Raw genomic sequence first — 21,355 nt, 5'->3', positions numbered from 1 at the left:
TATCTAACCAATATTTTTAGAATCGGACTTTACTGCCCACACTCAAACCATACCCCCGAGAAGCATTGCGGTATTCATATCTTCCGTGACCATATACTTCTATATTATTCGTCAGAGACGCATACATAGATCCCCTGACCATAGCTCCATGTCTTCCCAAATGGAAAGCATCCGTCGTCCAGCTCTCTTGATGAGATAGGAGAGTGGTCTTCGTTCCAGAGATGGATCGATAAGCATCACAGATATACGCTCCCATAAAGCTATACTTATTCGGGTGTTTACTAGAACATCGATCGAATTTCACTCCAACAGGAATGGTGAGATTCATAAGATGCCCACTCTTAAACTCCCGGGCTTGATCGCCTTCTTCTGTAAAAGATTCATGGTCTGCGTAAGCAAACTCTGCTTGCACAAAGGGATGTAACTCATTCAAATAAAGTTTGGATGGGGCAATCACAATAGGAAGTCCTGCTCCAATCTCTCCGACTAGACAGTTATTATCCCAGCGCACATCATTCTCTTCAGCAAATGTATAAGAAGTTTTCATATGCTGATTTCCGAAACCATAACTCGCACGCATAAATGTTTCCCCGAACACGCAGGATCCACACAAAGCTTTTTTAGTCGATAGATACACTGTTCCTATACAGGCGTGGTCATTAGACCTACACACCACATAATCCTTGGATCTTCCAAACATTTCCGAAAAAGCCACTCCAAACATAGATGACCCGAAATACGAGTTGGCTCCGATTGCATATCCACCACTAATATGCCGATATCCCTGACCTAAAGCATCCCGGTCATGGTAGAAAAAGTTCGAAATACCAGAAATCCATAACCCTCGGCAATAAGCTCTTCCATCTATACTCGCCTGAATCGCAGAATGCGCGGAACGCACATCAAAAATGGACCCCCAAAGACTATTAGGGACCAGGGAAGCTACTCGCTCAGGTCCTGGATTATATCCCGTTTTAGTCCAGGTTGCTTTCAAAGTATAGCTATTTTGTGGAGGTTGAGCAGCAGGATCCTGCTCCCATCGAAGCTCCCACTTCCCTTGATAACCGTACTGAGGATTTTCGCTCCCTAAGGTCAGGGCGGCAGGAGTATTTGCTGGAGGCTGAGTACCCACCTGTAATTTAAGTACATCAAGAGTCCGATTTGCTCCTAACCACTCATATTTGTCATAAGAGGTGTTATCTAAATCTTCAAAAAAAATCGGACCAGCGATTGTCACGGAGCCATTATTAGTATTTCCTATTACAGCTGGAGTAGAGGTTGGAGCCGCGGGAGGATTTGTCACTCCACTACTCTCTAACAAAGAAGCCAGAGATAAGTGTAAATTGGTAAGAGATATCGGCTTAGCAGGCTGCTGCTGTTGCGCTCCATTAACAAAATCCAGAGTCGTTCCCGCTTCCATATACACAACCCCTCCCGTCTGGTCCAGGGAGCGGACTAACAACTTTGCTTTGTCTCGGAGAAGAATCTTTCCTTGGGTCAACTCAATATCCGAGTACAAAACACTTTCCCCTTTAGCAAAAACAATATCCCCCGAATACCCTTCGCCTTCGTTTACCTTAAGGGGGGGTTGCAGTTGCTGTTGCCCGTTAGCCATAACAATCGGGTCATTAAAAAGAATTTGATGCCCCTCGCTAGCCCTTAATATAGCGACTTTTCCTCCGGTAGCCATAGAGATCGCATTCGATGCCACCTGTACGTCATTCACAGTAGCCGCACCCTGCTGAGCGGTTCTCTTTAAATTCGCGTCAAAAATAATATCCCCACGATCAGCAGATAGACTCAGTTCTCCAGAAGCTTCTAAATAAATCGCTCCCCCGTCATTCGCAATATTTCCGATAAACTGCACTGGACCACAGTCAGAAATGGAGAGTTTTTTGGCATAAATAGCTCCGCCTTTGCCAGCGGCGACATTTTTACTGAAGAATACCATCCCCTCTCCTTTAAAGGAGACCTCTCCAGAGGCAGCTGTTCCCCCCTGCGGCTGAGCACCATTCTTACAGAAAATGGCTCCCCCATTTCCATAATGATCTTTGTCAGCAGGCGCCTGCCCTGCTCCACCCCCTTGAGGCTGCGAAGGATCAATATAAACAGGGGAAGCCTCATTATTCAGGAAAACAGTCTTAGCATTCTCTAGAAAGGAAATCGATCCATCCGAGTAGATTCCTCCCCCAATCCGAGCAACATTTCCATCGAATTCCACCGCAGTATTTTTCGAAAAACTTACTGATAAATCTGTCGTTCCTTGACCAGGCGCCTGCCCATTCTGACCATCTTTGACAGCAGCAACCCCTCCCCCCTTTATTCCCGCAACATTACCGACGAAAGCAACTGGAGCAGGATTATCTGTAGCTAAAAAGTTTTTGGTTACCTGACAAGCTCCCCCATCAGACTGAGCGGTATTTTCTTGAAACACACAAAGTTTTTTTACTCCTTGAATCGTCAAACTTTGAGCATCTATAGCTCCACCGTCCCCGGAAACTAAATTGCTATAAAACGAAAAATTCTGAATATTTTTTAAAATAAGATCCGATTTAGAATAAATAGTCCCACTAGAAGGAGTTGGCGTTGTTTGCTGGTTCCCAGCTTGAGGCAGTGCTGAAAGCAGCGAATTACAATTCGAAAAAAGCAGCTCATCAAAATCTTGAACGATAAACAATCCGGAGCCGGCGGCACTATTACTTAGCGCTGCTCCATTTGTGGCTGTTCGAATATTCTCAAAAGTCAAGGAGTAGCCGTTTCCATCAATAGTAAAATTTCCCGCTAAATTTCCGAAACAACTTAAAGGCAACGCTGCAATGGAATTGTCTAAGTTTTTCAGAATTAAATTCCCCGCAGGAACAACCGTCGTTCCACGAGGATCTCCTATTACGGTATAGGGAAATGGCGCTGTTAACGTCTCCCCATCATAAATCCCTTGAGGAACCGTGATATCTGCTGCATGCCCTTCCAGGGAGCAGCAAATGGAGTAAGATAGAATTATTGAAAGAAAGAACTTATGAAAGGGCGTTTGCATCACACGATAGATGAAAGATAAGATAAATTACTTCGCTTCATAGAAAAATTATAAATAAACATCAATAAGCGCCTTTTTTTCTTGATGCTGAAGAGCTAAAATCCTCGCTTTACAAAATCCGATAATTACACTATCTGCAGACTAAGAATAACATCAAATTTCTTAGCAATGACCAGAAGAACCTCTCTATCCCTCGCTTATATTCCTTTTATCCTCTCGGCTCTTTCTCTCCTCCACGCCAACGAAACCGATCCTAGTCATTTTCAGACTTTTACTTTTGCTGGAAGAAATATTACATTCATCCCAGATCTCCCTTCTTTCATTACAGCACAAAATATTGAGTTCTCTTCTATACAAGCTGACGGACGCGGAGCCTGCGCGATCTCAGGCAACACTCAAACTCAGGTCTTTTCTAATGCTATGAGCACCACAAGCTCTGCAGGAGCTTTTAATATAGCCATGAACTCCTTCACAGCTACTGGTAATGCCAATCTATTTTTCTGTAACAACTACTGTACGCATCATAGAGGCGGAGGAGCCATTCATGCCCAAGGCCCTATTACGTTTACTCAGAATCAGGATGTTCTTTTTTATAACAACACTTCGGCTGGAGCTCAATACACAGGTGTGAGCGCGAATGAACAAAACCGCGGAGGAGCTACCTACTCCACAATTGCCGACTTCATCAATAACCGAAGCCTCTCCTTTGTCAACAACATATCCGGAGACTGCGGAGGAGCTATCTGTGCCGACCATCGAGTATCTATTAACAAAACTACCTCCAGCATCTTATTCGAAGGCAACCATACACTAGATCATATACCCACTACCGATGCTCAAGAGTTCGCCAGAGGAGGCGCTATTTGCAGCAGAAGCAGCGGCTGTTGGATCGCTCATAATTATGGGCCTATAGTCTTTAATTATAACCAAGCTGGGAAGGGAGGGGCCGTTCAATCTGCTACAGAATGTTCCATTAATAATAATACTGGGAAAATCGTTTTTTCCAACAACAGCGCTATAGGGTGGCATAATAACACTCCTAAAGGGAACGGCGGAGCCATTCAGACGCCCCAAGAATTTTATTTACAAAATAATACAGGGCCCATCTATTTCGACAGCAACTCTGCTACACACGTAGGAGGAGCTATTGATTGTAACAATCTTAACATCCAAGAAAATGGTCCCATCTACTTTCTCAATAACTCTGCTGCCTGGGGAGCTGCTATCAACCTATCGAAAACAAGAGGCGCAACAAACTACATTCATTCTGGTTCAGGGGATATTGTCTTTAACAACAACACCTTATTTCCAGTTGACTACGCTACTCTAGGTCTTCGGAAAATCTTCCACATTGAAGAGGGCAACCTAAACAATCCTTATACGTTGTCCATCGGCGCTAAAAAAGACACTCATATCTATTTCTACGATCTTTTTCAGTGGGAACGCGTACTAAAAGCAAGCACCGCCCCAGCAAACAGTCCTCACACCGTTACCTTCAATCCTTCCGAAGAGTTCTCTGGATCCGTTGTATTCTCCTATAAACAATTATCTAGCGATATAAGATATCTACTGGGGAAAGAAAGCAATTATATTAAAGAGTCTCCTACCACTTTAAAGTTTGGAACTCTAGCTATAGAATCTGATGCCGAATTCGAAATATTCAATGTCCCCTTTACTCAAGAAAAAACAAGCCTTCTTGCTCTAGGAGATGGAGCTACCCTAACGGTTGGAAAAGGAGGGACTCTCAATATTACCAACCTGGGGGTCATCCTACCCGCTATCCTCAATGCACCAAATAATCCACCACGTATTCGTGTCAATCCGCAGGATATGACCACAAACACTAACGCAAATCAAACGCCATCAAGTACAGCCAATATAGCCACTCAAATGATCACATTTGGCGGTAGCCTCTCTCTTGTGGACGAAAATTATGAATCTGTCTACGACAGCATCGATCTCTCTAGAGGAAAGTCGGAACAACCCATCTTATCCATAGAAACAACTAATGATGGCCAATTAGGAGCTGATTGGAAAAATACTCTCAATACCTCGTTATACTCCCCCCCACACTACGGATATCAGGGACTTTGGACTCCTGCATGGATAACGACCACTTATAAGGTCACTCTTAGCAACAATCCCACATCACTTGCATCTGCTACATCTATTGCCGATCAGAAAAAAACTAGTGAGACCTTCGATCCTAGCAGCACGATAACTGCTAAAGTTCCTTTTACTAAGGCTTCCGCCGGAGGTGGAGCTACCACTAACTCTCCTGAGGTAACAATCACCCGCCATACTCTGACTGTTAACTGGGCTCCTGTCGGATATATCCCAGATCCTGCTCGTAGAGGAGATCTCGTTGCCAATAACTTAGTGCACTCAGGAAGAAATACAACCACATGCCTACGTTCGTTATTACCAGATAACTCCTGGTTTGCTTTACAAGGATCCGCATCTACGCTATTCACTAAACAGCTGAAACGTTTAGATTATCACGGATACTCTTCTGCATCAAAAGGATACGTCTTATCTTCCCAGGTGTCGGGAGCTCATGGACATAAGTTTTTACTAGCCTTTTCTCAATCTTCCGACACAATGAAAGAAAAGATTACTAAGAATACAATCTCTTCCCGTTACTATCTTTCTGCTCTATGTTTTGAACATCCAATATTTGATCGTGTTGCTCTTATTGGAGCCGCAGCTTGCAACTATGGATCCCATAAAATGCGTAGCTTTTATGGAACAAAAAAATCTTCTAAGGGGAATTTTCACTCCACAACTCTAGGAGGCTCTTTACGCTGTGAACTACGCGATCGCATGCCTCTTCGTTCGATTATGTTAACTCCGTTCATTCAAGCTCTAATATCTAGAACAGAGCCAGCTTCTATCCAGGAGACCGGAGACCTAGCTAGGTTATTTTCTTTAGAGCAAGCGCACACTGCTGTTGTTTCTCCAATAGGAATTAAAGGAAGCCTTTCTTCCAATAAATGGCCCGCGATTGCCTGGGAACTGGAGGTAGCATACCAGCCAACGCTTTACTGGAAACGGCCTCTCTTGAATACCATGTTAATCAAAAACAATGGCACTTGGGTGACAACGAATACTCCTTTAGCGAAACACTCCTTTTATGGGAGAGGGTCTCATTCCCTCAAATTCTCTTATCTTAAACTATTTGCTAACTATCAGGCAGAGGTGGCTACTTCTACTGTCTCACACTATATCAATGCCGGAGGAGCGCTGGTCTTTTAACTATGAAAAAACTTTCTTTTTTCTTTTTTATAGGAAGCTCCCTATTGGGAATTGCACGAGAAATCCCTTCTCAGATCTTTCTAGTTCCTACCCCGGTTCCAGCCCCTACGCTAGAGAGTTTATCTTCTAGTTCGAGCCTGATAGGAGATACACATAACCTTACCGAATGTCAGTTAGATAACCTGAGATACATTCTAACCTCTTTACAGAAGACTCCTAATAAGGGTGCTGTTATCACGGTAACCGATTACTTGCGCTTTCTAGATACCCAAAATGAAGGGATCTATTTTTTTAAAAACCTCACTCCGGAAAGTGGCGGAGTTATTGGCTACACAAATCCCAATCGTCCTACTGTAGAAATATCTGATACCGTGGGCCCTGTAATCTTCGAAAATAACACCTGTTTTAGGGCTTTTACCTGGACAAACAGCGAGAGTGCATCCAACATAGAACGGGCGGGCGGAGCCATCAACGCCACCAATATTTTCATTAATCACAACCTTGGCGTTGTTGGATTCATTAAGAATTTTTCTTATGTCAAAGGTGGAGCGATCAGCGCAGATACCTTCAGCGTAAAAGAAAATCAATCCTGTTTTCTCTTTAAGGACAATATCTGTATTCAAACAAAGACTGCAGGAAAGGGCGGAGCTATCTACGCCAATACTAGTAATTCTTTTGAGAAAAATAATGGCGATTTGCTCTTTGTCAACAATGCGTGCTGTGCAGGGGGAGCGATATTCACCCCAACCTGCTCTTTAACAGGAAATCGCGGAAATATTATTTTTTACCACAACCGCTGTTTTAAAAACGTGGACACTCAAAACAACGAAACTCCAGATGGAGGAGCCATTAAGGTAACTACACGCCTAGACATTACTGGTAACAGCGGTAGGATATTTTTTTGTGAAAACCTTACAAAAAATTGGGGGGGAGCTATTTATGCGCCTTTAATTAACCTTGTTGACAACGGCCCCACTTATTTCATGCATAATATTGCTAATCATAAAGGAGGGGCTATTTACATATCAGGAGCAGGGCCCTCTAAAATTTCTGCAGACCATGGTGCGGTGATTTTCAATGATAATATCGTTGCTAATGTAACAAATAACGATGGAACCAGCACCGCAAATAATCCTCCTAGAAGAAATGCTCTCACTATTGACAGCACCTCCGGAGGGATAGAACTAGGAGCTAGCCAAAACCAAAATCTGATCTTCTATGATCCGATTCAAATTACGAATGCTGGAGCCTCTGTAGATTTCAATAAGGACTCTTCTCAGACTGGAGCAGTTGTTTTTTCTGGGGCCACGGTGAATTCTGCAGACTTCTCTCCCATTAATCTACAAACGAAAACGCCTGCCACGCTTACGCTCAGCAATGGCCTGTTGTGTATTGAAGATCATGCTCAGCTTACAGTAAACAAATTTACGCAAAATGGAGGAATAGTTGCCCTAGGAAATGGTGCTGTCCTTAGCAGCTATAAAAACGGCAACACAGGTGCCACCGTCACACTAAATCATATTGGATTAAATCTTCCCTCTATTCTAAAGGATGGAGCAGAGATTCCTACGTTATGGGTAGAGCCCACTCAAAATAACACAACATATACAGCAGATACTAACTCCACCTTTTCACTAAATGGAGCCAAGCTATCACTAATAGATGAGAATGGAAACTCTCCTTATGAGTCAACAGACCTCTCCCATGCCTTATCTGCTCAACCCATGCTTGCCATTTCCGAAGCAAGTGATAATCAAATGCAATCTGAAAGCATGGATTTTTCCAGGGTCAATGTCCCTCACTATGGATGGCAAGGACTTTGGACTTGGGGATGGGCAAAGGTAGAAGACCCAACACCCGCAAATCCAGCGAATGTTACGGACCCCCAAAAAGCCAATCGATTCCATCGAACTTTGTTATTAACATGGCTCCCTGCTGGGTACGTTCCTAGCCCTAAACATAAAAGCCCCCTTATAGCGAATACCTTGTGGGGAAATATGCTTCTTGCCACAGAAAGTTTAAAGAATAGCTCTGGACAAGAGCTTCTTGATCGTCCTTTCTGGGGCATCACAGGAGGCGGGCTAGGTATGATGGTTTATCAAGAGCCTAGAAAAAATCATCCAGGATTTCATATGCGAACCTCTGGATATTCAGCAGGAATGATTGCAGGGCAGACACATACCTTCTCATTACGATTCAGTCAAGCCTATACCAAGCTTAACGAACGTTATGCCAAAAACTATGTTTCATCTAAAAATTACTCCTGCCAGGGAGAGATGCTCCTGTCTCTACAAGAAGGGTTTTTGCTTACAAAATTGATAGGTCTTTATAGTTACGGGAACCATAGCAGTCACCACTTTTATACCCAAGGAGAAGACCTATTATCTCAAGGAAATTTCCAAAGCCAAACTCTAGGAGGAGCGGTCTTTGTTGATCTGCCTCTAAAACCTTTCGGAAGCTCGAATCTTCTTACTGCTCCTTTTTTAGGAGCTGTCGGAATTTATTCCTCTCTTTCTAGTTTCTCGGAAGAAGGAGCTTATCCCAGAAGCTTTGCCACAAAAACTCCTTTAGTCAATGTTCTGATTCCTATTGGAGTAAAAGGAAACTTCATGAATGCAAGCCATAGACCTCAGGCTTGGACTGTAGAACTCGCCTACCAACCAGTTCTTTATAGACAAGAACCTAAGATTTCTACCCAGCTATTAGCAAGTAAAGGAACTTGGTTTGGGCAAGGAAGCCCTTCATCCCGCCACGCTATGGCATATAAAATTTCACAAAAAACACAGCTTCTGCGCTTTGCGACCCTGCAACTCCAGTACCACGGGTTCTATTCTTCTTCAACGTTTTGCAATTATCTGAATGGAGAGATGTCTCTACGCTTCTAACATGGATAAGATTACAAGCTCTCCTTACTCCCAGCCTCCAATCCTTGGCTCTCCCCAATCTTCCCCATTTTCTCAGAGCGGAACATTGGGGAAAATTACACGGGTGATCGCTGCCCTTCTGTTGATTCTTGTCTCTTTAGGCCTAATTCTTATAGCTTATAGCTTTTCAGATTTATTGAATTATCGCTTCTGCGTAAACAAAAAAGCCAAACTCCCTATACCCATTCCCGAGTCCACAAAAATTGCTGTTCAAAACCACGGACAGGACCTTTCTAGGAAAGATATTATCCCCCTCGGAGTAGCGCTCCAAACCTACCTAAAATCCGATCTTCCTATTTTGGATAACTCGCAAATCTTTCAATTTATGTGCGTATTACATGATCAATATCCAAAGCTTCTCCCTGATGACTGTCTCGTCTCTCCGTTAACTATTTTCAACTATCAGGAAGAAATTTGTAATACGCTGCAGAACAAACTGCATGCCGATAAAACCCCCATCTGTCCTCTTAAAGCTTCGCATCCACTCACCTGCTCCCCAAAGAATTACCACAGATTACTCAGACAGGCGCGCGTCCTTCCTTTTCTACTTTGGTATGATCCAGAGCCTACAACCTACGCACAAACGCTTGAACAAATGCAAAAGTGCGCCTCACAAGGATCTCCGGGAAGCAGCCACTGGACGGTGATTATCGTAGACTTAGATGCTCAGCTTATCACCTATTTTGATAGCTTATCTACTTACCTTGCCTCAAGAGATGAGATGAAACGCCAAATAACAAATTTAGCGTCACATCTCGCCACATTAGGAATATGCAAAAATAATAAAACTCCTTTTGATGTGCGCGTTATTGTTGAAAAACCTTTACAAACGGGAATGGGCTTGTGTTGCGGACTGTGGTGCTGTCAATATATGAAATGGTACATGGAAGATCCTAAGACCGAGATTCTGAAAAATCTTCCAGACTCTCTAGAATATAAACATATACTGCTTCACTCCCTTTTTTCTTCTTTCCAAGAGAAGATGACAAAATACACAAACCTCTCCTGGCCTACAGCTTAAATACAGCCCTCTAAGCCTCAAAAAAACTCTGAAAATCCTCATTTCCAAAAACAGAATATCTCCTAAAATATTTCTTTTCTTTAAAGGTTAATCCAATAAAAGGCCCATGCTGTCATCTACCTCCCCAACCACAAAAACACTATCTCCCGAAAATTCTTCTAGATCACCCCTGATTCCCCCTAAAACTCGGCAATGTTCTGTAAACAAAGTCGCACGTGTTGCCCTGGCAGTCTTTCTTGTCGTAATTACTTTAGGACTGATTCTCTGTTTTTATTCCTTTTCAAAGTTAGTGTCTTTCCCTTGGTGCTGTCAGAGATGCTATCCTGTTGAAACAACTACTATCTCCATCCCCTTAACCCCGCCCTCTCCTCCTATTACCATAAAGCGCCCCAAAAGTCCTAAGGCTCCCAAAATCCAAACAACGAAAGAAACACTTTGGACTCCCATTTCGGAGAGGGTTTCCTTGGACCTTTTTAGGGATGCTATGCTCCGTCAAACCATTGAAACTTTGGTGCCTGCTTGGGATAACGAGACCATATTCAAATGCCTGTGCTATTTCCATACCCTTCATAAAGAACTTATCCCCTTGGACCTCTTTCCTCCGGCTACGATATTCAATTTTAAACGAAAAATTTCCTCCCTTTTAGAAGACAAAAAAAATGTTGAAAACAACATGCCTCCTAAAGGACGACTCCCGATTTCTTGTTTAGAGGATAACTATCGACGCCATTTAAAAAACGCCACGGTCTTTCCAATATTCATATGGTATCACCCCACCCCTAAAACCCACCATGCTACCCTTCGGTGCATGCAACAAATGGGGATAAGTCAAACGGTTGGCGCGAGTCACTGGGTACTTATAGTTGTGGATCTTAGAACTCGTAGATTAGTATATTTCGACAGCTTATACAATTACGTGAAATCCCCAACTGCTATGAAAGCAGAGCTTACTGCTTTTGCCGATGAATTGAACAAGATCTACCCTTCCAAAACAAATGAAAAATTTTCTGTGCACATTGCAACACAAGAAGTCCTTCAAAAATGTTCTGGATTGAGTTGTGGTCCCTGGTGCTGTCAGTTTTTAAAATGGTACTTGGAAGATCCTTTTGTAGACCCTTCGGATCGAGTCTCTGAAGACATTTTAGCAAGCACTGAAAACTTAGCTTCTTTCGCCCAAACATGTGAAGAGGCTAGCCAAGCTTTCTTTGATCTTTCCTGGCCTGAAGCTAAAGAGGAATAACCTAAACAGTAGGACTATTTTCAATAGTCCTACTTACTTTTTTATTGTTAAAACTTTATTGAAACGTTTATAAACAAACATTGAATTAATTGTTTTTAACAATAAAACTATCGCCCCCTCTATAATGGTTGATCATTTGATAAATTAACTTGTTTTTATGCAAATAACATCTAATCAACCACAACAACAACCTTGCCTATCCTCTCCAGAAAATCCTTGCCCCAAGAATCTTATCCACACCTCTTTCAAAGATGCTCCTTTGGCCGTTAAAGTTACCCGAGTAGTCCTCGCCTTACTCCTTATCATATTCTCGTGTGGACTCATTCTTTGCGCCTATAAATTCCGAGATCTTTTGGATATGGATTGCACCTCTAAACACCCTTCTCACCGAGCTGGGAATATCCTTCAACATCTTGATGATTTTGTAGCAGGGCCTCTCCCTATTTGGGATAACACACAGTTGTTCCAATTCTCTTGCCTCATGCACGAAAAACATCACCATGTTCTTCCGATAGATATCTGCGCGCCTGTCACGAAGTTTAATTGTAACGAGCATATTTGTAATATCATACTCTCCAAACAACTTCTCAAAGAAACGGGCTGTTGCGATGGGTTCTGTCCTCCGACTTGTGATCCCGAGAATTACCAACGGCTCTTATCTCAGGCCACGTTATTCCCATTCATTTTATGGCATGATCCTTCCGCAAAAACACAACCGGAGATGCTGGCAAAAATGGATCAAATGATGAACTCTCGTCGGGTGGGAAATAGCCATTGGCTACTCATCCTTATCGATGTAAGCAGACGCAGCATTGTATTCTTCGATAGTCTCCACAACTATATGGCCTCGCCCCAAAACGTCCAATCGCAACTAGAAGATCTCGCCAATGCCCTTGGAAACATTTATCCCCCAGAAGAATGTTCTTGCGAAGAGGCCTTGCTCTCTCCTTTCCAAATTAACATCGTATCATCTAACATGAAGGTACAAACTCCCGGGGAGTTCAGCTGCGGAGCCTGGTGCTGTCGGGTTTTAGAATGGTACTTGGAAAACCCTGAGTTCTCTCTTGAAGACAAAGTCTCCCAAGATGTCTCGCAAAGAAAAGCCCAGCTCGCTCAATTCATCCGCTCATCACAAGGGGATATGGCGAAGTTCTCCTCTTTGAGCTGGCCTTCTTTGTAAGATTCTTGCAAGGTTACAGAAAAAATCAGAGTCGCTGATGGGGGCATTTCTATATCCAACCCCCATGCAGCGTCACTGTCCTCATTTTGACGACGTAATCCTGCAGATTCCCACTCTCGCTTGGCTTGTTCTGGAGTTAGAATTTTTGGCTCTCGAAAGCCTTTTCCTGATCCTCCGAATTTTCGATCATCGGTATTGATAAGCAGAGCGCAACACTTGAGAGGAGGTATGGGGAGCAAATACTGCGGAAAATGATTCACTCCAAAATGATGTACACACAGCAAAGCATTTTTCTCATCCTGAGAAGCAAACCTTAAATAAGCAATAACCCCATTACGATGATCGCTGAAATCGATCCACTGAAAGGTTTGTGGCAGGTGATCTCCTTCCCACAACTGCGGACTTTTCTCATATAAGGCATTCAATTCTTGAGAACACAGATGCACTCCCTGATGATAATGGATATCCAATAACTCCCAATCCAATTCACGACTTGGCGCCCATTCTCGTCCATGCCCAAATTCTCCTCCCATAAAAAGAAGTTTTTTACCCGGCTGACAAATATGGTACCCCAACAATAAACGTAGTTGAGCGAATTGCCTCCACGCATCACCAGGCATCTTCCCAATCAAGCTCCGTTTACCATGAACCACTTCATCATGAGAAAACGGCAATAGGAACCTCTCACTAAAAGCATACCACTGAGGGAATGTCAGATCACTTTGATGATAGGGACGATATGGAAAATCTTTTTCAAAATAATGCAGGGTATCATGCATCCAACCCATGTTCCATTTATAGTCGAAACCAAGCCCCCCCTCTTCTACAGATGCCGTAATCTTAGGGAAAGTTGTCGACTCTTCAGCAAAAGTTAGAACTCCAGGATACTTCTCATGAATCACTGTATTGAATTGTTGAAGGAAACGAACTGCATCGAGATTTTCTCTTCCCCCATAGCGATTCGGGGTCCACTCTCCTGGATTTCTTCCATAATCTAAGTACAACATCGAGGAGACCGCATCGACTCGAATGCCATCTACATGCATTTTATCGATCCAAAAGAGAGCGCTTCCTAAAAGGAAATTACAGACCTCTGGCTTGGAATAATCAAAGGTATAGGTATGCCAATGAGGATGCAAGGGACTGGGATTCCTTGTATATTCATACAACGGAGAGCCATCAAAGCTACTCATCGCAAAAGAATCTGTAGGAAAATGTCCCGGAACCCAGTCTAAAATTACTCCAATACCATGCTGATGCATGGTATCTATAAAATATTGTAAATCTTGAAAAGAACCATAACGACTTGTTGGAGCATAGTACCCAGTCGTTTGGTATCCCCAAGACTCATTTAACGGATGCTCTGTCACAGGAAGTAGCTCCACATGCGTGTAGTGCATCTGTTTACAATAAAGAGCAAGTTGATCAGCAACCCCTCGATAATTTAAAGGCTTTCCATCTTGCCATCTCCAAGACCCCATATGCACTTCATAGATATTCATGGGGCCTTCGATCTTTTTAGCGCGCTCTTCTAACCACTCTTGATCGCTCCATTCATAATGATCATCCACAACAATAGAAACACTCTGCGGAGGAGGACCAAAAAATTTACCATATGGATCCGATTTAATGAGAATTTGCCCTGACTCAGTCACCATTTCCCACTTGTAACAAGAACCGGCTGTAAGACCTGGGACAAATAACTCCCACACTCCTTGATCGGAAACTTTATGCAAAGGGTTAACTAGTCCATGCCAACCATTAAAATCTCCAATAACAGAAACTCTTTGAGCATGGGGAGCCCAAACTACAAACCACACACCAGGAATCCCACCAACCTCACAAGGGATAGCCCCCATACGCTCATAGATATTCTGATGAGTTCCCTCATGGAATAAAAAAGAATCGACTTCGCCCCAAAGTAGAGGAAAAGCATAAGGGTCATGAGCTAACAGACCGTTTTGGTGATAAACACGATAATCTCGAGGAGTAATTCCTTTCATTACGGGAAGAGAAAAAATCCCCGAGTGGTGAGGCTCTGCCTGCTGAATTTTCCCTTGCAGCTCAACAAAAACAGTCTGTGCTCCCGGCCGAAAAAGAACTATTCGATCTTGATTCAAGCTTTCAGAAACGATTCCTAAAAGATCTTGTGGGCTGTTCTGCTTACCAGAAACCAAAAGTTCCACATGCTGCGTATTTAAGAAAAAAGGATCCACGATATTTTACGAATTTATTGATGAAAACGGTCCCATAAATACGTGGTTCCCGCTTTTATCTCCACTTTTTCTAAATTTTTTTTCATTTGACAAGAGAGATTTTTCCCTTGTTCTTCTATACGCAAACGGCATGAACGAATCCCCGGAGTCGTTATCACAATAGCTCCAGAAGAGTGCGCTTTTAACACAACCTTTCGAAGTTTTTTTTTCGCCCATTCAAAAGAAATCTCCCCCATACTCAAGGAGAGCCCAACCCATCTACCGCAGGGGAACTCTGGGGGAAGCGCGGGCAATACAGTCACCACTCCGTCTTGTTCTTCTATAAAGATTTTTTGCATACTGAGAGCTGCAGCTCTCAGTAATGCAAAAGGAACTTCTTCTTGCTCGTGTTTGGGATCTTCTGACACAATTCCCTGATACTCCTCATCATACAGACGCGGCAACAAAGTCTTCGATATCCCGGCATACACAAAGTTTTCTAACAAAGGAAAAATCCTTTCCTTATCTGCTTTTGCAATCGCTTCATCTAACTGCTTCAAAAGAAGAGACACCGCCGTCTGTTTTAAAGGTGGCAAAGAAAGCTGTTGCAAAAGTACTCCATGCCGAAATACAAAAGGCAGAATCTCCTTGAGATCTTTTCGTCTTCGAATTTTTTCTAGATCCGCATGCTTGTGCACACCGAAAGAAACATATTCTCCGGAATGCGAAGAGGCAGGAGGAAGCTTCGCTATCGAGGTAGTATACTCTCCCTGAGGAGACAGGTAATACTTGTATTGATCAGACATCACAGCAATGCCCCCTCGATCCAAGTTTTGAAATACTACAAAACGTTTCAAAGGACCGCTCAAAGGAATCCTCCCTTCGTCTAATACCGTATGCGAAGAAGAAAATATTCTCCAAAGCGAAGGAAACACCTGTGCATACAAAGTCGACCCGGGAATAGGAATCTTAGCTCCAGGCTCCATTATGTAAGGTTTGAAACTTTGTGCTATCTTAATCATAAAACTCCTGGTCCCTTATACAAGCCTCCTGCCCTTTTTGACGGTCTTCTTTTTAGAGCAAAAGGAGAGCCTTCCATGGTACCTTTTGGAAAGGTTATTATCAATACAGCACCCCCCAAGCTCAGAATTAAAAGAACTCTTATTCTAAAACAGCGTAAGAACGATTTATTCTATTCTAAAAAAGTTTATCTCTATAAAAAGACTTCGAATCTTTATCGTTTGTTGTCTAAAAGGATATCTATGCCCTCCCCTCTTCACCAACAGCTAATCAATCAATTTACGATCTTTCTTGCTGTCGACCGAGGGATCGCTCCTCTTTCTGTGCAAGCCTATTGCCAAGATATCCTTCTTTTTTTGCAACGCGTACCCATTACTACTCTAGACACGATTAACCAAGAGAGTGTCTTTCTTTTTGTAGAAAGATGTCACCAAGCAAAAGAATCTGAAACCACTTTAGCCCGTCGGCTGATAGCACTCAAAGTGTTCTTCCATTTCCTAAAAGATGCTAAGTTGATCCAGCAACAGCCTTTTATAGAGCATCCTAAAATTTGGAAAAAACTTCCTTCTATTCTTTCTACAGAAGAAGTCAACTCGTTACTGAATCGACCTCTTAGCCTTCCCCATTTAAATGCCCACATAGCCAGTAGAGATACCGCCATCTTGTATACGTTCTATGCCACAGGCATTCGCGTATCCGAGCTTTGTGATCTTTGTATTGGGGATATTAGTGATGACTTTATTCGAGTGACAGGAAAGGGAAGAAAAACGCGCCTTGTTCCTATCAGCATGAAAGCAAGGCAAGCGATTGATTCCTATTTAGCCTCTTTTAGAGAAATCTTACAAAAAAAATATCCCTCTGAAGAACACCTATTTTTGTCTATCAGAGGGAAAAAATTAGAGCGTTCCTGCGTGTGGAAACGGATTACCTTTTATGCAAAATCCGTTACAACAAAACACATCTCCCCGCATTCCTTGCGACATGCGTTTGCTACACATCTACTCAATAATCAAGCGGATCTCCGCATTATTCAAGAAATGCTTGGGCACTCTCGTATTTCTTCCACAGAGATCTATACGCATGTCGCTTCGGAGAGCTTGATTGAGAAATTCCACGCCTATCATCCCAGGAATTCCTAAGATGGACGTCTTCGACGGGACTCCTTTTTTTTCTTCTTATCAGGAACTTTTTTCTTACAAGGGCATTCCGCATCCCCTGCCGAGCTCTCTACATCTTCCTCATCCACTCCTGTTTCGGGATAATAATAATCATATTGATAAGGGTAGTGAAAACTGTAAGGGATGCTTTCGCCCTCCCGCTCTTCAAATTCTACGCCTGCAATAAAAGTGCTTTCTGACGGTCCAACCAAAGACTCGCTATACACTTCTCCAAAAACAGTAGAACTTAACGAAATCATTCCTGCAAGCATCGACAGCCGCTTCATGGAAATTCCCCCATTTTTTCCGCAGATACGGATTCTCGATAAAACACAACTATCTGAAAAAGAATGAGGAAGAAAGAGTTGCCCAGGATAGGACTTGAACCTACATGCCGCGAAGCACTGGATCCTAAATCCAGCGTGTCTACCAATTTCACCACCTGGGCATAGACACCGAAAGAGGAGACCATGGTATCGCCTACGGCTTATTTTAGCAATAGGTTAATTACTTCCGAGCGCTTTTCCTCGTACATTGGGAAAGTTTTCACATCTTTTCCAATGCCAACCTTTTAATCAGATAAAAAAAAACAAACACTTCCCCCTCTATTGTATCAAGATTACCGCTTTTTCTTCTCGACCGTCTCATTGCCGACCATCTAAATCGCAAATTAATTTATTGAATCTCAGAAAGTAACGCCCTCCCTCTTCTCTATAATCAAACTTGCATGAAAAATACTTTTTAGCTAAGGTCCCTCCTTTCCGAAAGGCTTGTGATACATCAACTTCTGTAATTATGGATACCCCTACCCCCCTTTCCTCCGTGTCAGCCAACACTTCTCTAAAGGGAGACCTAGGGAATACATCCCAAGTCCTTACCCAAGATAAAGGAGTATTGAAAACAACCTTGGGAGAGGTTGTTCTCTCTTCATCCGTTGAAGAGTGCTGCAACGAAACGCTAATCTCCTTATTAGGAATCGCAAGCATTTGTACTGCTCAGGAGGGACTCCTCTCTCCAGTGTCTCAACACAGTCTGATCTTCCTTCCTCCTGAAACAGTAGAGTTAGAAATTCAAATTTCTGAGCTGATGCAAGCTTTAGAAGATACTTCTTCTTCCAATCCTTCTCACCTTTTACAAAAAGGAACGACAGCTCCCACTCAGCCTGCCCCGAAAGGGACATTCTCCCTATTCTCTATGCAAGCGAAACCGGCATCCTCCACTCTCTCCCATCAAGGGAAGAGCTCTCCTCAACCATTAGCTCGACCCTTTGCTATGCAAGGACAACCCTCTCTACTTTCCAATCCCGTGCGCGGAGTGATCAAAGCGGTTCCATCATCTATCGTTCCACACACACGAGCTAATCCCTCTCCCTCTCAAAAAGCTTCTAACGAGAACTCTCGCTCTTACCAGTCCGCTCTTTCGACAAAAGCGACACAACATCCTCAACAGGAGTGGGAACGTTCTGCTCCAATAACCAAAACATACTCAGCAGAAAAAGGAAAACAGGAAGGACGTCAAGAAAGAAACTCAAACCAAGAACACAATCATAAGGACTCTCATCAAGAAGAGGATCAAACAGATGATGTAAAAGTGTGGACCCAAAAAAAATCCAAGTCGAGTCTATCCTCAGATCACGTAAACGAGACCGATACAAACATCTTCTCTGTGTCTCATTTTGCATATAACTCTGCTTCTCGTTCTTCTTGCAAAGCAAATCCAGAGTTCTGTCAAAGCTCCTTTCAGAAAAAGCCTCCTTCTCCAATGTCCTTATTTGCTTCCCCCACGACCACAGAGGAGACTCCCAAGACACCTCCGATCGAAAATGTTTTTTTACGCTTCATGAAACTCATGGCTAGAATTTTAGGACAGGCAGAAGCCGAAGCTCATGAGTTATATCTGCGCGTCAAAGAACGAACAGACAACGTGGATACACTGACACTACTGTTGTCTAAAATTAACAATGAGAAAGGAGCCATTGATTGGAATCAAAACGAGGAAATGCAAGCTCTTGTTGATCGAGCTAAAAAACTCGGTGTATCGATTGGAGACTCTTATACTTGGTCTGAAGATGAGAAAAAGCTCCTGAAAGAAAATATCCAAATGCGCAAAGAAAACATGGAGAAAATCACCCAGCTAGAACGAACAGACATGCAACGGCTTCTCCAGGAGGTTTCTCAGTGCCACCAAGCAAGATCTAACGTCTTGAAACTATTGAAAGAACTAATGGACACCTTTATTTACAATATGCGTCCCTAATGCGTTATTTAGCTTATATACTTGATAAAATTTCTAAGACTCATCCGCACATGTATCCTCTTCCAGATGATATGGAAGCGTATTTCGACAAGTATATCCCCAACAAGGACATCCCTTTAGATACATACCAAAAGGTTTTTAAGCTGTCTGCGGAAGATCTAGAACGAGTTTATAAGGAAGGATACCAAGCCTATTTGCAAGGCGAGTACGAAGAGAGCTCTACAGCCTTCTACTGGTTAGTTTTTTTCAATCCTTTCGTTTCTAAGTTTTGGTTTTCTTTGGGAGCATCCCTCCACATGCGTCAAAAATATCCGCAAGCCCTCCATGCTTATGGCGTAGCGGCTTTGCTAAGGGAAAAAGACCCATATCCCCACTACTATGCCTATGTCTGCTACACTCTTCTCAACAATCCTGAAGAAGCGGAAAAGGCTTTGGATCTTGCCTGGCAAAAAGCCAAATTGAGTTCTTCTTATAACGCGTTAAAAGAAGAAATTTTAGCCATCAAATCGTATTCTTAACCACAAAAGACTCTAGTCATTATGTCGTCCTGGCTTGCTCAATCAATAGACATTTCTCTTTCTCAAAAACCAGATTTACCAGATCCCACTCCAGTTTCCCCTGCAGAAAAATTTCCTTTTTCGTGCTCCTTATCTTCGGAAACTATGCCTTCCTGTGTACGAAGTTTGTTTGCTAAAAATCCCTCTCAATCCCAACGTTCTCCTGTTTTTCGTGCTAAGTTACAACTAGCCACCCCTAAAGAACGCGTAATGCTCTTTGGAAGTTCTCCCCTTTCCCAGTTTTCCTCAACCATACGTACTACAACCTCTTCTCCTTGGAGTCTTTTTTCCCAAGGGCATGCTAAATCTTCTCTTCGCGAGCTGCCCGCGAAAACACACCCTCAGGCACAGACTTTCGCTCATCCAAAGCAAGTCGAGATGAGGGTCTCGCAACAATTTACTCCCCCAGAAACACCCCTTCAAACTCCTCATCCCCAGAAGCACCCGGAGCTCCCCCTTTCCAAAGAGTTCTGCCCAGCTTCCAGAGAAGAAGCTTCATCACCGTCTTCTGAAACAAAAGCTCTAAAAGATAGCTTCATTTCAGAAAAGAAAGCGTTTGTTGAGGCACAAAAGCAGCAAGAATCCCCGCTTCGCACGCCACCCCCTCTTTCGAAAACATTTAGCGAACACCAGGACTCTTCTGATCATTCTTCAAAAGAAAATCCTCATCCACAGCAAAAAGCCCTGACCATACAAAAAAGAAAAGCGCGAGCAACAGCGGTAGTTCCCCTCATTACTCCCCCTACTATAGGCATTTTCTCTTTGAGCTATCTTCTGACTAAGCAAGGCATCCTCTCGGATTTTTCTGCATATTCCTCTTACAAAGAAAATTTAGAAACCACTCAAAACGAGCTAACGATGCTGCACCAACAACGTATTGAACAAGTGCAGAAACTAGTTGCTAAAGCAAAAACCACGAGATTCTGGGATTCTTTAGCTAGCATCGTAGCCACTATTGTTCCCTGGATGGAGATGGGAGTAGCAGTAACCATCATAGCTATGGGAGGTGGTATCCTTTCTTGGTGCGCGCTCTTTGCAGCCCTCATCATGATCGTCATCTCCCTTTTAGAAGCTTTTGACGGATGGCGAGCTATCGCTAAACATCTTCCCGGCAATGATCTGGAAAAAAAGATGCGTTACCTTGGTTATGTGAAACTAGCCTTAACTCTTTTTAGCTGCATGCTCTCCCTCTCCTCTCTTTACGTTGCTAAACTTGGAATGAGCCCTCTTTTAGAAGGGGTGGTAAAATCCATCTCTCCTGCATTATCGGGAATGCTGGGACTCACACAGGGCATCGCCCTTTCCTTACAGGCAAGCAGTCAAAAACTGCGTGCACGCTGCACCCAAATTGACTCCCATATCGAATGTATCAATTGGGAGCGAGATGAATATTTATTACGAGCAGAACAACTCCTCGATTCCTTGCAAACCTCTTTTGAACAACTCTCAGAAACTCTACAATTACAAAGAGAAATCGACCAAACATTTGTAGAAGCTTTACGATAACGATTCGAAC

Annotated in this window: 13 protein-coding genes and 1 tRNA gene; 9 read left to right on the top strand and 5 right to left on the bottom strand. The window is 43.0% G+C overall.

The genetic code is table 11. From position 1 onward, the window contains the following. Nucleotides 1-16 precede the first annotated feature (16 nt). Complete coding sequence (locus B6E89_RS04800; protein ID WP_080133240.1) at nt 17-3,034, bottom strand: polymorphic outer membrane protein middle domain-containing protein; 3,018 nt, start codon at nt 3,032-3,034, stop codon at nt 17-19. A 168-nt stretch (nt 3,035-3,202) separates the two neighbouring features. Between B6E89_RS04800 and B6E89_RS04795 the strand changes: the two genes are divergently transcribed. The 5 genes from B6E89_RS04795 (at nt 3,203) to B6E89_RS04775 (ending at nt 12,654) form a co-directional block, all read left to right on the top strand. After that, entirely contained in the window at nt 3,203-6,289 is a 3,087-nt protein-coding gene (locus tag B6E89_RS04795) for a polymorphic outer membrane protein middle domain-containing protein (RefSeq protein ID WP_080133239.1), read from the top strand. Nucleotides 6,290-6,291: 2 nt separating this feature from the next. Continuing rightward, nucleotides 6,292-9,174: a polymorphic outer membrane protein middle domain-containing protein gene (locus tag B6E89_RS04790; RefSeq protein WP_080133238.1), complete on the top strand. Its 2,883-nt coding sequence runs from the start codon at nt 6,292-6,294 to the stop codon at nt 9,172-9,174. Between the two features lies 1 nt (nt 9,175). Next, entirely contained in the window at nt 9,176-10,234 is a 1,059-nt protein-coding gene (locus B6E89_RS04785; protein WP_080133237.1) for a Ulp1 family isopeptidase, read from the top strand. 106 nt (nt 10,235-10,340) lie between these two features. Further along, nucleotides 10,341-11,474 carry a Ulp1 family isopeptidase gene (locus B6E89_RS04780; protein WP_080133236.1) on the top strand — a complete coding sequence of 378 codons (1,134 nt, stop codon included), beginning with the start codon at nt 10,341-10,343 and terminating at the stop codon, nt 11,472-11,474. 157 nt (nt 11,475-11,631) lie between these two features. Next, the gene (locus B6E89_RS04775; protein WP_080133235.1) at nt 11,632-12,654 is read left to right on the top strand and encodes a Ulp1 family isopeptidase; all 1,023 of its coding nucleotides are present in this window, start codon (nt 11,632-11,634) and stop codon (nt 12,652-12,654) included. Here B6E89_RS04775 and glgB read toward each other — a convergent pair. Together glgB and B6E89_RS04765 are read right to left on the bottom strand one after the other, a co-directional pair. Next, on the bottom strand, nt 12,588-14,870 hold the full coding sequence (gene glgB / locus B6E89_RS04770; protein ID WP_080127361.1) for a 1,4-alpha-glucan branching protein GlgB: 2,283 nt from the start codon (nt 14,868-14,870) through the stop codon (nt 12,588-12,590). The two genes, B6E89_RS04775 and glgB, sit on opposite strands and share 67 nt — an antisense overlap. 14 nt (nt 14,871-14,884) lie before the next feature. Then, the gene (locus B6E89_RS04765; RefSeq protein WP_080133234.1) at nt 14,885-15,871 is read right to left on the bottom strand and encodes a glycoside hydrolase family 95-like protein; all 987 of its coding nucleotides are present in this window, start codon (nt 15,869-15,871) and stop codon (nt 14,885-14,887) included. A 240-nt stretch (nt 15,872-16,111) separates the two neighbouring features. Between B6E89_RS04765 and B6E89_RS04760 the strand changes: the two genes are divergently transcribed. Further along, nucleotides 16,112-17,008 carry a site-specific tyrosine recombinase XerD gene (locus B6E89_RS04760; RefSeq protein ID WP_080121821.1) on the top strand — a complete coding sequence of 299 codons (897 nt, stop codon included), beginning with the start codon at nt 16,112-16,114 and terminating at the stop codon, nt 17,006-17,008. Here B6E89_RS04760 and B6E89_RS04755 read toward each other — a convergent pair. Next, nucleotides 17,005-17,313, bottom strand: coding sequence for a hypothetical protein (locus B6E89_RS04755; protein ID WP_080133233.1), 309 nt, complete (start codon nt 17,311-17,313; stop codon nt 17,005-17,007). The genes B6E89_RS04760 and B6E89_RS04755 overlap by 4 nt on opposite strands. 79 nt (nt 17,314-17,392) lie before the next feature. After that, a tRNA-Leu gene (locus tag B6E89_RS04750) sits at nt 17,393-17,474 on the bottom strand. A gap of 347 nt (nt 17,475-17,821) precedes the next feature. On the opposite strand from B6E89_RS04750, the gene B6E89_RS04745 reads away from it, so the two are divergent. Genes B6E89_RS04745 through B6E89_RS04735 form a run of 3 tightly spaced genes read left to right on the top strand, consistent with a single transcriptional unit; the run spans nt 17,822 to nt 21,345 of the window. Further along, complete coding sequence (locus B6E89_RS04745) at nt 17,822-19,282, top strand: hypothetical protein (protein ID WP_080133274.1); 1,461 nt, start codon at nt 17,822-17,824, stop codon at nt 19,280-19,282. Then, nucleotides 19,282-19,800 (top strand): SycD/LcrH family type III secretion system chaperone, encoded by a 519-nt coding sequence (locus B6E89_RS04740; RefSeq protein WP_080121770.1) that lies wholly within the window; start codon nt 19,282-19,284, stop codon nt 19,798-19,800. Before B6E89_RS04745 ends, B6E89_RS04740 begins: the two co-directional genes overlap by 1 nt. A gap of 21 nt (nt 19,801-19,821) precedes the next feature. After that, on the top strand, nt 19,822-21,345 hold the full coding sequence (locus B6E89_RS04735) for an ATP synthase subunit I (protein WP_080133232.1): 1,524 nt from the start codon (nt 19,822-19,824) through the stop codon (nt 21,343-21,345). The last annotated feature ends 10 nt before the right edge of the window (nt 21,346-21,355 follow it).

It is taken from the genome of Chlamydia suis (assembly GCF_900169085.1).
Classification (GTDB): Bacteria; Chlamydiota; Chlamydiia; order Chlamydiales; family Chlamydiaceae; genus Chlamydia; species Chlamydia suis.
This window is presented reverse-complemented; position numbering and strand designations above follow the sequence as displayed.